The following is a 13304-nucleotide window of genomic DNA, read 5'->3' as shown; positions in this document are numbered from 1 at the left end:
TCTGGCGGCTCCCAGTCCAGTCCGGCTCCCCCGGGCAGCGGTCCAGATTTCAGGTGCTGGAACCCGGGACTGGTGCCCACATCCAGCCGTGACCGACACCACCAGAAACCGGGGGACCGAAACGGTCTGATAGTGAGAAAGTCGGATAGTCTATAGGCAGACAAAAGTTTGTATTCTGTATATAGCAACGCTCTAACGAGCTTATTCTCCCTGCACGCAGTTTATGCTCTCTTGTCTACAATATTACCGTAGAGTAATGAGTTGGGCCCGGGAGGATGAACTGATCTTACAGCACACGACCGACATCGTCACGGTCATCGACTCGACGGGTATCGTCAAATACCAGAGCCCGTCGGTCGAGCGGATACTCGGCTACGACAGGGAGGAGCTGATCGGGAAGAACGCCCTGATGTTCGTGCATCCGGACGACCGGGACCGTGTCAGAGAGGCGTTGCAGGAAGCGCTGGAGGAACCCGAAGCGGTGGACTCGGTGGAGTACCGGTTCCGGCATCGCGACGGGTCGTGGCGCTGGCTCGAATCCGTCCGGACCGAACGTCCCGCCGACAGGTCGGCGGACGAACTGATTGTCAGCACACGGGACGTGACGAATCGGAAGCGTCAGGAGCAACGGCTGGACGCCATCGTTTCGAACGCGCTCGAAGCCATCTACGTCAAGGACGTCGAGGGAAGGTACCGCTTCATCAACGAGCACGGCGCGGACTACTTCGACATGGCTGCCGACGAGATAATCGGGAAGACCGACTTCGACCTCTTCGACGCCGAGAGTGCACGACAGATCCGGACGATGGACGAACGGGTGCTAGCTGGTAAGGAGAACCGCATCAGCGAGGCGACCCAGTACATCGACGGTGAGGAGCACGTCTTCCTCGACAACAAGTTCCCGTACTTCGACGAGAACGGGGAATTGCAAGGACTGGTCGGTCTCAGCACGGACATCACCGACCGCAAGCGACAGCAGCGCGAGCTGGAGGAACTCAAAGAGGAGTTCGAGACGGTGTTCAGGAACGCACAGGCGGGGCTGGCACTCATCGACAGCGACGAGGGACGGGCCTTCCGGTTCCAGCAGCTCAACCCGGTCGTCGAGGCGATGTTCGGCGTGAGCAGCGAGGCCGCCTGTGGAAAGACGCCCCGCGACGTGCTCGGCCCCGAGCCCGGGACGACCCTCGAGGCGAACTACCGGGAGTGCTACGAGCGCCAGGAGCCGCTGACGTTCAGGGAAACGCTGGAACTTCCCGGCGGCAGGCGGACCTACCAGACGAAGCTCGCGCCGGTCGTCGTCGACGGCGAGGTCACCCACATCGTCGCATCGAAACTGGACGTGACCGAGCGCGAGCGACGGGCAGAACAGGTCGAAGCCCTGCACGGGGCGACCCAGCGCCTGCTCGAGGCGGAGACGGAGCAGGAGATCGCCGACATCGCCGTCGACGCCGCGGAGCGGCTGCTGGGCTATCCGATGCCGACGGTCTGGTTCGTGAACGACGACGCGACCGCCCTCGAGCTGGTCGCCCAGACGGACGAACACCGGGAGCTGCTGGAGGAGGTCGAGGCCGAGCAACCGACGCATCCCCGGGGGGATTGGCTCTGGGACCTGTTCGAGGCGGGCGAGACGAAGGTCTTCGAGTGCCTCAACCGGAAGCGACTGGCCGCGGATATCCCCGTCGATTCGACCGTCATCGTTCCGCTGGCACGCTTCGGCGTGCTGTCCTGTGGCGCGGCCAAGGAGCGCACCTTCGACGACGCCGACGTCACGCTCGTCACCATCCTCGGGCAGAGCGTCGCCACGGCCCTCCGCGAACTCGCCAGCCAGCGGGAGCTGGAACGGAAGAACGAGCACCTCGAGGAGTTCGCGAGCGTGGTCAGCCACGACCTCCGGGGACCACTGACCGTCGCCGCCCTGCATACGGAACTCGCGAGCGACGATTGCGACACCGAACACCTGGCCGCCATCGACCGGGCTCACGACCGCATGGAGTCGCTCATCGAGGACCTCCTCACCCTCGCCAGGCAGGGACAGAGCATCGACGAGACCGACGACGTCGACCTTGGCGCGCTCGCCCGGCGGTGCTGGCAGAACATCAGCGCGAGCACGAACGAGGCCCTCCTGCAGGTCGAGACCGAGCAGACGATACGGGCGGACGAGGGGCGATTGGGCCAACTCGTCGAGAACCTGTACCGGAACGCGCTCGAACACGGCGCCGAGGTCGATGGAGGCGACGACTGCGACGGAGACGCCGATGACGAGGTTGCCGTCGTCAGGGTCGGCCCGCTGGAGGGTGGGTTCTTCATCGAGGACGACGGCCCGGGTATCCCACCCGACCTCCGTGACAAGGTGTTCGAGTCCGGGTACTCGACCGCCAACGGTGGCACGGGATTCGGGCTCACCATCGTCAAGAACGTCGCGGAGGCCCACGGCTGGGACGTGTCCATCGCGGAGAGCCCCGATGGCGGCGCGCGCTTCGAGTTCACGGGCGTGGAGATGCCCTGAGCACGCTCCGGCAGGTCCGGCCAGCCACAGAGATATATCGACTGGCGACGACTAGTACAGCATGACAGACACGTCTTCGTCTCACCCGGCGGTCCGACGGACCGAACTGGTCGCGGACCTGCTCGACGACGCTTTCAGGGTGCCTGGCACGAACATCCGCATCGGGCTCGACCCGCTGGTCGGGCTGGTTCCGGGTGTCGGGGACGCCGCCAGCGCCGCCGTGTCGCTCTACATCGTCGCCGAGGCGTACCGGGCCGGCGTGCCGAAGCTGACGCTGGTGCGGATGCTCGGGAACGTGGGTGTCGACGCGGGCGTGGGTGCGATTCCGGTCGTGGGTGATGCCTTCGACGCGATGTGGAAGGGGAACAAGCGGAACGTCGAGTTGCTCAAGAAGTCGCTGGAGTCCTGACGGTCACTCCCACGACGTATCCACGGTCAGCGCCCGCTCGAGCAACGTCTCGTCGTACATCTCGCTCGTCTGGTCGGGGTGTGCCTCGTCGATCTCGCGGACGGTCTCGACCGTGTTCACGAAGTTCTTGAACGTCGCCTCGTCGACCATCTGCCCGTCGACGGTGACCGCGCCGGTTCCGCCGGCCTTGGCCTCCTGGAACGCCTCTATCTTGTGGACGTTCCGTTCGAGTTCCTCGGTGGTCGGCATGTGGATGCGGTTCGCCTGGGCCGTCTGCTTGGGGTACAGTGACCACGAGCCGTCGAGGCCGAGCTGGGCCTCGTGTTCGACCTGGTCGGCGTAGCCGTCGGCGTTGTAGAACGTGATGCCGGCGCGTTCCTTGAACAGGTGGTCGAAGGGACCGCCGATGGCGACGAGGTCGTTCGCGCTCGCCTCGTTCGACATGGCTTCGAGCAGGCCGTCCCACCGCGGGCGACCCGAACCGATGTCGCGCCCGCCCAGCTCGGCGGTGTAGTCGACCGGGCCGAAGACGAGCCCGGTGAGGCGGGAATCGTGGCCGAACAGGGAGATCTCCCGCAGGTCCGAGCGCGCCTGGGCCGTCTCGATGATGACCGAGAGCCCGATAGCGCCGTCCTCGAACCCGAACTCGCGCTCGGCCTCGGCGACGACACCGGCGGCGTCTTTCACGTCCTCCAGGCGGCCGACCTTCGGGACGACCACGCCGTCGATGTGTTCGCCGACCTCGCTGACGAGCCGGTGAATCTCCTCGCGGCCCTGTTCGCGGGCGGCCTCAGAGTCGTAGGCCCACTGCACGCGGGGCCAGATTTCACCGGGGAACGAATCGGCGTGCCCGGGGAGACGGTCGATGACGTTCTCCAGCGCCTCAGCCTTCATGTCCGGCGCGGTGCCGTCTTCGAGGTCTGGCACGAGCCAGTCGGGGGCTTCGAAGCCCTCCGCGCCGAGTGCGGAGTCGAGATACTTCGCCGTGTTGTCGCGGGGGACGGCGGCCGGTGCGGTCTGGAAGGTGCGTGCGAGTCCTGGCATGGTTAGTTCCTCGTCTGGATGCGGGCGCGGCGGGTACCCGAGTAGACGGGCTCGTCGCGCTGGTTGAAAGCGATGTGTTCGAACGTGACGGTGCCGGCAGTCGCGTCGGATTCGCCCGTGTCGAGTACCCGGGTGAAGCCGTAGACGGTGTCGCCGGGCGTGACGAACGTGTGGAAGCGCTCGTCGTCACAGCCGATCTCGCGGTAGGTGGCCTCGTCCGAGCGGGCGTGCCCGAGCGCGACCGACCGCGTCACGTCCCCGTAGGCGACGATGTCGCCCGACGGCGAGTCGGCCATCACGTCGACGTTGTGGTGCTGTTTCGCCGTGTTGAGCGTCATCAGCGGGAGCGTGGCGACCATCACGTCGTCCATGGTTCGGCCGCGCTCGTGGCGGTAGGCGACCGCGGCGTCGCGGTCGTCGGCCTCGTCGAGGGCCGCCTGGAAGTCCTCGAAGTAGGGGCCCTCGGGCGTGATGAACTCGCTGGGCGTGTCATCGTCGCCGTTCTCCGGGTCTTCCGTGACGGTCCCACCGTCGGTTGCCGTGCCACCGTCGGTCGCCATCGGCTCCCGGCGCGGAATCATGTTGGTGCGCTCGTAGCTGAGCAGGGTCTCGCCGGTCTCGGCGTCGGTCCCCTCGGTCTCCCACGTCACGATGCCGTACTCGGGCCGGGACGAGGAGCTCTTCTTGCTCTGCACGGTCGAGGAGACCCGGAGTTCGGTCCCCGGGGCAACGTCCTGCTCGTGGTACCGCAGGTTCGTGCGCCCGAGGAAGTAGCCGCCCTTCTCGGAGAGGTCCTCGACGGTGGGGCCCATCACGGCCGCCACGAGGTAGTCCGGGTGGACCGGCGGTTCCTCGAAACCGACTGCCTGTGCGGCGTCGGTCCGCCAGTAGATGGGGTCGTGGTTGAGCGTCTGGCTCGCCCACAGTTCGTTCGCGTAGTTCGAGAGGGTGAGGCCGGGGGCGTGTTCGATGGTCTGCCCTTCGGTGAAGTCGTCGAAGCAGTTGCCCTTCTCTCGTGTCTCCGTCTGTTCGAGTATCGTCTGGAACGTCTCTGTGTCCGTGTAATCCATTGTCGTCTGCGTCTGCTGCGATTTCGAAGTCCTCAGTCGTCCGCCGGTGCCTCGGGTGCGGGTTGCATCCGGGCGAGTGCCCGGCGCATCTCGTTTGTCACGACCATGAAGCCCTCGTCGAAGCCCATCCCGGGCTTGGCGAGGGTCTGGGCCGCGTCGGTGGCGAGGGCGACGTGCGCGCAGGCACGCGCCGAGGTCACCGTCTCGTTGCAGGTGCCGCCCAGGTACGCCCGGGTGTCGGTGCCCTCGCAGTACCGGACCGCCTGCCCGGAGCGCTGAATGCCACCTAAATCGGGCGTCTTCACCTGCACGAGGTCGGCCGCGCCAGCGTCGACGAACGCGCGCACGTCGTCGAAGGTGTTGCACCACTCGTCGGCGACGATGTCGACGCCGACTCCGGCGTCGCGGAGCCCATCGCGAAGTTCGGCCATCGCGTGGATCTGCGCCTCGCGGCTCCCTTCGTCCATCGGCCCCTCTATCTGTAAATCGAAGGGGCCGGCGGCGGCTTCGAGGGAGGCGAAGTAGTCGGTCACCTCGGCGCGGTCGAACGGTGCCTCGAACACCTCGCCGATGATGCCGTACACGTCGATGTGGATGGTCGGGTCGTAGTCGTCGGGGCCGAGTTCCGGTGCCCGGGTCGCGAGCCACTCGATGTACTCGCGCAGGTTCTCGCCCGATTCCCCGAGCTTCTCGACCGAGTTGAACAGGCCGTGGGGCAGGACGGGAACGCCCTTTATCATCATCTTCTCGGCGTTCACCCGGCGGTCGTCGCCCGACTGCCCGAAGACCGGAATCGGCTCCGTCGCGGGCGTGGTTCCCAGGGAGTCGGCCATGACCTCGGTCATCGTCTCCCCGCGGACGCGGGCCGCCGCGTCCAGCAGGGCCTGCGAAACGCCGTATCTGACTGCCGTGTGGAGCTGGTCGCCGTCGGATGCGGCCCCTGGCAGCGCCTCGATGGCAGCCGCGTTGGGCCCGAACTCGCTCGGGTCGCGCCCTCGCAACTCGCGGGCGACGCTTCCCTCGACGACGTTCCTGTACCTGTCTGCCCGGAACAGCGGGTCGCGCCCGCCGGCCCCGGAGTACTGGACCGCACAGCAGTCCCCGGTGGCGACGGTGCCATCGGAGAGTTCGAGTTCGACGACGAGCGCCTCGCCAGCTTCTCTGACCTCGTCGAAGCCGGGCGTCACGGGCTCGCCGGTGTAGGCGAAGCCGTCGTGTTCCGCGCCCTGCTTGATGGCGCGCTGGTCGTCGAAGAAGAACCCCGAGACCGCCGGAATCGCGCGAACCCGTTCAATCCGCACGGGTCTCACCTCCGTTCGGCCCGCCGCCGTTGCGACGCTTCCCGCCCGTCGGCCGTCCGATGAGCTTCCCGTCGCTGATGGCGTCGACGTCGTCGGCGACCATCCGGAACGACTGCTGTCTGCCCTCGGTCTCGGCTCTCGTGTCGAGCCGGGCCGCGTGGATCTCCTTGATGTCGTCCTCGATGGCGAGATTACCCCACTCGAAGATTCTGACTCGGCCGTCGTCGTCGCGGGCCGGGAGGACCGCGCTATCGGCCGCGTCGCTGGGGGCGAAGGGAACGTCCAGCGCACCCGTCGAGAACGCCTCGACGGTGCCCCGGGCGACGTCGCCGTCGCCGTGTTCCTCGATGGACTCCATGAGCGACCAGGTCTCGCGCTCGATGAGGTCCTGTTCCTCGTCGACCCCGTCGAGGACGAGGTCCTGCTCGACGACCATGTCGATGAGCTGGCGAGTGGTGCGAAGGCCGGCCGCGTTGGCCTCCTTGGTCGGGACGCCCTGGAACTCCTGGGGTGACTTCGTGATGACCTTGTCCGGCTGCGCGATGGCGGCCGTGGTCCCGCCGAGGCCGATGACGCCGTTGGCGCGGGCCTCGTCCGGCGGGAAGCCACCCATCCACTCGTGGAAGACGGTCGTGACCGTCACGTCGTCGGGCAGGTACTCGTTCCCGAGCTTGCGCAGGGCACGCAGGGCGGCGACGTCCTGGACGACGTTGCCGACCTGACCGTAGCCCAATGTGAGGCTCTTGACGCCCTGGGTCGCCGCGAGCTTGCCTTCGACCAGTCCGATGGCGATGGCGATGCTCGGCGGGACGAGTGTCCCGGTCAGGGGCCCGAACGGCTCGCGGTTGATGGTGACCCCGCGCTCGGTGTACGCGCCCGCCAGGCGGTCGACGTACTGCCAGTGCTCGATGGTCTCGGCGAGGCCGGCCTCCTTGGTGTACGGGATGTTGTACGAGATGGGGCCGCCCTCGAAGCTCTGGAAGCCGCCGGCGAAGGTGACGGCGGCCAGGAGCCGGGCGTCGGGTGTCCCGTGCCGGACCTCGATGGGCGCGTCGACGCGCTCGATGAGCTCGCGACAGCCCTCGACCCCGTGGTTGACCGCCGGGAACCCGTTCAGGGTGTCCTCGTCGGTCTCGCGGGCCTTCTCCAGGCCCTCCTCCGCCTTCGCGTACTGGTTGTCACGGGTGTAGGAGTCGATTGTCGTCGGGAGCAGGTCGGCAGCCCCGTCCTCGTGGAGGTGGCGGAGCAGGTGGACCTGGTCGTCGATCCGGGGGACGCCGGCGCGTGGCTGGAGCAGCGGGCGGTCCGCGGACTCCAGCACATCGGCGAAGCGCTTGTGCGCGGGCAGGGACTCGTGGTAGGCGATGGCCTCCTGAAAGTCGACTGCCTGGCCGGTGGGCCAGTCGTCCCGGATTCGGTCGTCGATTCGTCGCAACTCGTCGGATGGAATGCGTTCGTCGCGTAACATCTAACTCAAGCCTGGACCGTGTCGGCCTCCCGGTCGCGTGTCGTGAATGTGAGGTCTCGTTCGAGCGCGCGGATGGCCTCTTCCGGCGTCGTCTCCGAGTCGAAGACGCGGTCGAAGCCGAGTGCGCGGAACGTCTCGCGTGTCTGCTCGAAGTCGTCCTGCCCGACGGCGAGGTTACCACCGATGTACGTGGTGGCGTCGATGCCCTCGCGGGCGAGCAGCTCGTGGAAGCCCTGGCAGTCCTGCTCGGCGTGCCCGTAGAGCGAGGAGACGAGTACAGCATCGGCGTCGTGAGTTTTCGCGGCTGCGGCGAAGTCCTCCTGGGAGGTCTGGACGCCGAGGTTCTCGACCTCGAACCCTGCTGCGGAGAGGGCCTGGTCGAGGATGGTGATACCGACGACGTGTGCGTCGGAGCCGATGACACCGAGTATGACTGTCGGGGGCATGTGGTATTCAGTGAGTTGCATGAACGATAGTTAAAGATAATGGTTTTTCATGATAATATTCCCTAAACACCTTATACAGACATGGAGACACTAACCACACCTTCATGATTTATCCGGAAGGTTTTAGCCCCGGAGGCGTGGACGTGACGGTCATGGGTGCGCTTTCGGACCTTCGAATCGTCGATTGCACACAGGTCCTCGCCGGGCCGTACTGTACCATGCTCCTCGCCGATATGGGCGCGGACGTGGTGAAGATCGAGCGACCCGGCGGCGACCTCATCCGGTCGAACCCCCCGTTCTGCGAGGGGCCGGACGAGGAGGCCTACGGCGGCTACTTCCAGTCCGTGAACCGCGGTAAGCGCTCGCTCGAACTCGACTTCGGCGACGAGCGCGACCGGCAGGACTTCCTCTCGCTCGTCGAGGAAGCCGACGTGGTCGTCGAGAACTACCGCGCTGGCACGATGGAGAAGTACGGACTGGGGTACGAGACGCTCAAAGAACACAACCCCGAACTCGTCTACTCCTCCATCCGCGGCTTCGGTGACCCCCGCACGGGCGAAACCGACCGCCAGGGCCAGCCGAGCTTCGACCTCATCGCGCAGGCGCTCGGCGGCGTGATGGAAATAACCGGCCAGGAGGACGGCCCGCCGACGAAGGTCGGGCCCGGCATCGGCGACCTCTTCACCGCCGTGCTCAACGCGGTCGGCATCCTCGGGGCGATTCACCACCGCGAGCGCACGGGTGAGGGCCAGTACGTCGACACCGCGATGTACGACGCGATGGTGTCGATGTGCGAGCGCACCGCCTACTACTACTCCTACACCGACGAGGTCCTGACCAGACAGGGGAACTCCCACCCGACGCTGTTCCCCTACAACTCGTTCGAGGCGGCCGACGGGCACGTCGTTATTGCGGCCTTCTCCGACGGCCACTGGCGCGCCCTGTGTGACGCGATGGACCGCCCGGACCTCGTCGCGGACTACCCGGACGCGGCCTCGCGCCTGCGTAACCGCGACAGCCTCAGGGCGGAGATCGCGGCCTGGACCCGCGAACACACCGAAGACGACATCGTCGACGCGCTGGAAGGCCGGGTCCCGGTCGCGCCGGTGCAGGACACCGCCGACATCTTCGACGACCCGCACATCCACGCCCGCGAGATGCTCGCCGACGTCGAACAGCCCGGCGCAGACCGCGACGTGACGGTCGCTGGCTGCCCCATCAAGTTTTCGGAGACCCCGACCGGCCCCCAGGGCCGCGCACCCCTGCTCGACGAACACCGCGACGAACTGCTCGGGACCGGCGGGGAGAACGGCGACGGCGCGGCGACGGCCCGCGGCGACGACTGACCGACTTCTCGCACCCGCCTCTGTTCTGACCCGGACTGCTGAAGGACGGGATACATACGTCCGGCACTGGAGTTCGTTGGATGCATGCGCCGCGCCATCCCGCCCCGACGAGATGTCTCTCGCGCCCTCGTCCTCCTGCTCGTCGTCTCGCTCTCCACCGGCTGCCTCGGCTTCACCGCCAGCGACCCATCGCCCTCGACCGACGGACAGGACGTGACCGTCGCCGTCACCGGAAACAGCACCCAGAGCGTCGCCGCGAACGTCTACCTGCTCTCGGAGCCAGCGGGGGACTTCGGGGTGACCTACGTGAACGGCAGCACCGAGATCCGCTCGATTCCCGAGGACGGAACTTCGGTAACCTACGGCCCGGAATCGGGTGCCAGCGCGGTGACGGTCCCCGACCGTGACCACCAGGTTGACCGTCTCGTCTTCTCGGGCCAGCCCGAGTGGTCGGTGCAAGCACTCGACGTGGAAGCCGCCAGAACCGCCGTCTTCGCGGTGCGAATCGGCGAACAGGACCGGCTCGCGGCCTGGGGTGTCGTCACCTGCTCGGGCCGCCTCGACCGACTGTCGGTGACGGTGAACGGCTCGAGCGTCGCCACGACGAGCATCTCCTGTGCCGGCTGAGTCGGTCCTCACCCGACCAGCACCAGCAGCACGGGCAGGAGTACCAGTCCAGCGACGAACCAGGCGTAGGTCCGCGGGTCACCTCGCACCCTCTCGTCAGCAGCCTCGACGAGCGACGTGAACCGGCCACCCGTCGCCACGAACAGGACCACCAGCAGCCCGGTGGTGGCCATCACCAGCACGACGGTGACCACCCCGACCGCCGAGTCGAGCACGACCGCCACCAGCAACGTGTCGCTCATCGTCCCGACGTTCGCCCCGAGCAGGTACGGGACGAGTTCGTCGCGCTCGAAGAAGTCCCGGTTGTACAGCGGGACGAACACCCCCACGGAGAAGGCGACGCTCGTCGTCACCGAGGTGAGGACGAACCCGACGAGCATCGTCGCCCAGGGTCGCCGGGCGAGCGGGACAACTGCTTCCCGGAACCGGTCGGTCTCGACCGCAGAGAGCGCCCGGTCGAACAGCCGGAAGCTCCCGAACAGGAGTGCAACCGCGACCAGCGCACCAAGGTGTGGCCCGAGCAGAGCGACCAGCGCTTCGACGGCCGTCGTCACGGGTCCGTCTTGCCCGATGCCGAAGGACGGGACAGCCCCGACGAACGCGGCGGTCGGGTCCCCGAGCCAGTAGCCGAGGAGCCCTCCGGCGGTGACGGGGACGAACAGGGCGAACGTCACGATGGCCGAGAGCACGCCGAGTGAGGTCGCATCCCGCAGCGAGTAGGACTCCTTCTGGACGTACTCGAACACGCCGAGGACGATGACGACCCCCGACGCCCCGAGCCGGCTCCCGACGATAGCCGCGAACAGTTCCGAGACGCCGAGCAGCCCGGAGTGGGTGAGCGTCACCGACACGGCTGCGACAACCGACCCGTTCAACACGGCGTAGGAGACCAGCCAGCTCGTCCCGACCGCGGAGAGGTCACCGCGGATGGCCCGCCCGAGGACCGGCTCGATACCGGGTGCGAGCACTCCGGTCGCCGTGCTCAGCAGTCTGATGCCGAGGAAGAAGCAGGCCGCAGCGACGACCGCCGTGACCAGCGGCCAGCCGACGACGCGACGGAGGTCCATCGCTCCGACGGTTATCACGGCGGCGACATAAAGCCCGACTGCTCGCGGCTGTCGCGAGCGTGACGGCGACCGCCCGCCCCCTGTGACCGACGACCACATCAGAAATCCTTTTGCGGGTTCCGTCCACAGGACCGGGTATGAGCAACCAGTGGCCCCACGACCCCGACGGTGAGGAGGGTAGCGAGGGAATGCGCAAGTACGGGATGGCGATCCTCGCGAAGAAGCTCGACGAGGAGGAGGATTTCCCGCTGAAGACCGCCGACTACGTCTCCGAGCACGGTGACGAGCCGGTTCGACTGAACTCCAAGCGCGTCGTCAGCGTCGCCGACATCTTCGAGCACGTCACCGACGACGAGTACGAGGACATGGTCTCGTTCCACAAGGGCGTCGGCAAAGCCATGCGCTCGGGCGGTTTCTGGGAGTTCCACCCCAAGGCGGGCGAATCGAACATCAAGCACGCGTAACCGGAGCGCCGGAAGCAACCACGAACCGCACTCGTCCGGTTCAGATTCACTTATACGCTCGCGCTCGCTAGGACCGTCCAACAGTGACGAACACGCAGGTCAGTCTCATCCAGATCGACAACTACGGGCCGTGGACGGTCACCCCCGAGCCACGACGCGAGGTCGACCTCCAGACGCTCCAGTCGCGCCTCTACGCCGACCTCTCCCAGCTCGTCGGGAACCGCGACGGCTACGTCTTCTTCACGCGCTTCGACAACATGGTCGCGGTCACGAACGGCCTCGACATGGACGACCACGCGCTCATCCAGGAATCGGTGAGTAACCGCTACCCCGTCAGCATCAGCTTCGCCGTGGCGACCGGGACGAACCCGGCCCAGGCGCTCGCGGACGCCACCGAACTCCTGCAGGACGCCGGCAGCGCCCAGGACAAGTCCCGCCGGGAGATTCTGAAGGGTCGCGTCATCGAAGAGGAGTTCCGCACGCCCGACGACGTCCAGATCGCCCACTTCGACGTCATCGACGCCACCGGCAAGTACACCGACGAACACCACGCGTTCGACTCGTTCATCCACATCGAGCAGGCGTACGCCTCGCTGATGCGCTACATGCGCCAGGCACACGACTCGCTCTCGTTCTTCGTCGGCGGGGACAACATCATCGCGACCTGTCCCGACCTCGGGGAGGCCGAGTACCGGGACGCCATCGACCACGTCCTCGAAGAGACCGGCGTCGACCTCCAGGTCGGCGTGGGGACCGGTCGGCACGCTCACGATGCCGGCTTCGCCGCCAAGCACGCCCTCGAAGAGTGTCGCGCACACGGCACGAGCGTCGAGTTCGACTGACCGGAGACGTTCGCTCGGCGGAGGGATAAGGTTGGCGGGGGTAGATTTTATACGCACAGTGCTAACTATTACCATATGGAACGAGACGTGTCGATTCGCGACGTAACGACGCGCGAATACGTCGGCGTCAGCGAGTCCGACACCGTCCTGAGTACGGTTCGGCTCATGCGCGACGAAGGAGTAGGCAGCGTGCTCGTGATGCGGGGGAGCGACCCCGTCGGCATCATGACCGAGCGTGACGTGCTGTGGATGGTCGCAGAGAACCTCGACCCGGAGACCACGACGGTCGACCACCTGATGTCGGAACCGGTGGTGTCCATCGGCGCGGACGAATCGCTCGCGGCGGCCGCAGACCGCATGTCGCGCGAGGAGATACGCAACCTGCTGGTCACCGATTCGGACGATATCCTCGGCGTCCTGAGCGAACGGGACGTCATCGACGCCACCGGCCCCTTGCGGGAAACCCGCTCACTGGACGACGTCACGGGCACGACCGCGACCGAGGCGACCGTCGCGGCGAACGGCGGAGACACCGACGAGTACGGCTCACAGGGCGTCTGTGAACTGTGTGGGTCGCTCGCGGATTCGCTTCACGACGCGAACGGGCAGCTCGTCTGCCAGAACTGTCGACAGGTGTAATCGTTCGCACATCGGTGTGCTTTTTTCTGAGTTAGCACGGCCGCCGGCGGGCAGGTATATTTATAACACAGTAGT

General features: G+C 66.6%; 13 protein-coding genes. 7 read left to right on the top strand and 6 right to left on the bottom strand.

All coding sequences use genetic code 11. From position 1 onward, the window contains the following. The first annotated feature begins 256 nt into the window (after positions 1-256). Entirely contained in the window at positions 257-2506 is a 2250-nt protein-coding gene (locus N6C22_RS11460; RefSeq protein ID WP_261651245.1) for a PAS domain S-box protein, read from the top strand. A gap of 61 nt (positions 2507-2567) precedes the next feature. After that, complete coding sequence (locus N6C22_RS11455; protein WP_261651244.1) at positions 2568-2915, top strand: DUF4112 domain-containing protein; 348 nt, start codon at positions 2568-2570, stop codon at positions 2913-2915. Positions 2916-2918: 3 nt separating this feature from the next. Here N6C22_RS11455 and citE read toward each other — a convergent pair whose 3' ends face one another. The 5 genes from citE to glmS are packed head-to-tail and all read right to left on the bottom strand — an operon-like array spanning position 2919 to position 8244. Then, positions 2919-3959 carry an L-malyl-CoA/beta-methylmalyl-CoA lyase gene (gene citE, locus N6C22_RS11450; RefSeq protein ID WP_261651243.1) on the bottom strand — a complete coding sequence of 347 codons (1041 nt, stop codon included), beginning with the start codon at positions 3957-3959 and terminating at the stop codon, positions 2919-2921. 2 nt (positions 3960-3961) lie between these two features. Then, a complete protein-coding gene (mch, locus tag N6C22_RS11445; RefSeq protein WP_261651242.1) occupies positions 3962-5029 on the bottom strand; it encodes a 2-methylfumaryl-CoA hydratase in 1068 nt (355 codons plus the stop codon). A gap of 32 nt (positions 5030-5061) precedes the next feature. Next, positions 5062-6330, bottom strand: a complete 1269-nt coding sequence (locus tag N6C22_RS11440) for a methylaspartate ammonia-lyase (RefSeq protein ID WP_261651241.1) — start codon at positions 6328-6330, stop codon at positions 5062-5064. After that, entirely contained in the window at positions 6320-7798 is a 1479-nt protein-coding gene (locus N6C22_RS11435; RefSeq protein ID WP_261651240.1) for a methylaspartate mutase subunit E, read from the bottom strand. Before N6C22_RS11435 ends, N6C22_RS11440 begins: the two co-directional genes overlap by 11 nt. Positions 7799-7803: 5 nt before the next feature. Further along, positions 7804-8244, bottom strand: coding sequence for a methylaspartate mutase subunit S (gene glmS / locus N6C22_RS11430; protein WP_261652554.1), 441 nt, complete (start codon positions 8242-8244; stop codon positions 7804-7806). 152 nt (positions 8245-8396) lie between these two features. Between glmS and mct the strand changes: the two genes are divergently transcribed. Both mct and N6C22_RS11420 read left to right on the top strand, forming a co-directional pair. Continuing rightward, positions 8397-9590 carry a succinyl-CoA:mesaconate CoA-transferase gene (gene mct, locus N6C22_RS11425; protein WP_261651238.1) on the top strand — a complete coding sequence of 398 codons (1194 nt, stop codon included), beginning with the start codon at positions 8397-8399 and terminating at the stop codon, positions 9588-9590. 84 nt (positions 9591-9674) lie between these two features. Next, on the top strand, positions 9675-10217 hold the full coding sequence (locus N6C22_RS11420; RefSeq protein WP_261651237.1) for a hypothetical protein: 543 nt from the start codon (positions 9675-9677) through the stop codon (positions 10215-10217). Between the two features lie 8 nt (positions 10218-10225). Here the strand turns inward: N6C22_RS11420 and N6C22_RS11415 are convergent, their stop codons facing one another. Continuing rightward, entirely contained in the window at positions 10226-11284 is a 1059-nt protein-coding gene (locus tag N6C22_RS11415) for a hypothetical protein (RefSeq protein WP_261651236.1), read from the bottom strand. A 137-nt stretch (positions 11285-11421) separates the two neighbouring features. Between N6C22_RS11415 and N6C22_RS11410 the strand changes: the two genes are divergently transcribed. The 3 genes from N6C22_RS11410 to N6C22_RS11400 all read left to right on the top strand — a co-directional run bounded on the left by N6C22_RS11410 (position 11422) and on the right by N6C22_RS11400 (position 13229). Then, entirely contained in the window at positions 11422-11748 is a 327-nt protein-coding gene (locus N6C22_RS11410) for a DUF5785 family protein (protein ID WP_261651235.1), read from the top strand. 83 nt (positions 11749-11831) lie between these two features. After that, positions 11832-12590: a GTP cyclohydrolase III gene (locus N6C22_RS11405; protein ID WP_261651234.1), complete on the top strand. Its 759-nt coding sequence runs from the start codon at positions 11832-11834 to the stop codon at positions 12588-12590. Positions 12591-12665: 75 nt separating this feature from the next. Next, on the top strand, positions 12666-13229 hold the full coding sequence (locus tag N6C22_RS11400; RefSeq protein ID WP_261651233.1) for a cyclic nucleotide-binding/CBS domain-containing protein: 564 nt from the start codon (positions 12666-12668) through the stop codon (positions 13227-13229). Positions 13230-13304 lie beyond the last annotated feature (75 nt).

Origin of the sequence: Haloarchaeobius sp. HME9146 (genome assembly GCF_025399835.1) — an archaeon.
GTDB lineage: Archaea > Halobacteriota > Halobacteria > Halobacteriales > Natrialbaceae > Haloarchaeobius.
Note: the sequence above shows the minus strand (reverse complement) of the source record. Positions and strands in the feature narration are given on the sequence as shown.

Coding starts and splice junctions, on each gene's coding strand:
- N6C22_RS11410 (WP_261651235.1), top strand. CDS start 11,422: ATGAGCAACCAGTGGCCCCACGACCCCGACGGTGAGGAGGGTAGCGAG.
- N6C22_RS11455 (WP_261651244.1), top strand. CDS start 2,568: ATGACAGACACGTCTTCGTCTCACCCGGCGGTCCGACGGACCGAACTG.
- citE (WP_261651243.1), bottom strand. CDS start 3,959: ATGCCAGGACTCGCACGCACCTTCCAGACCGCACCGGCCGCCGTCCCC.
- N6C22_RS11460 (WP_261651245.1), top strand. CDS start 257: ATGAGTTGGGCCCGGGAGGATGAACTGATCTTACAGCACACGACCGAC.
- mct (WP_261651238.1), top strand. CDS start 8,397: ATGGGTGCGCTTTCGGACCTTCGAATCGTCGATTGCACACAGGTCCTC.
- N6C22_RS11400 (WP_261651233.1), top strand. CDS start 12,666: ATGGAACGAGACGTGTCGATTCGCGACGTAACGACGCGCGAATACGTC.
- mch (WP_261651242.1), bottom strand. CDS start 5,029: ATGGATTACACGGACACAGAGACGTTCCAGACGATACTCGAACAGACG.
- N6C22_RS11415 (WP_261651236.1), bottom strand. CDS start 11,284: ATGGACCTCCGTCGCGTCGTCGGCTGGCCGCTGGTCACGGCGGTCGTC.
- N6C22_RS11420 (WP_261651237.1), top strand. CDS start 9,675: ATGCGCCGCGCCATCCCGCCCCGACGAGATGTCTCTCGCGCCCTCGTC.
- N6C22_RS11435 (WP_261651240.1), bottom strand. CDS start 7,798: ATGTTACGCGACGAACGCATTCCATCCGACGAGTTGCGACGAATCGAC.
- glmS (WP_261652554.1), bottom strand. CDS start 8,244: ATGCCCCCGACAGTCATACTCGGTGTCATCGGCTCCGACGCACACGTC.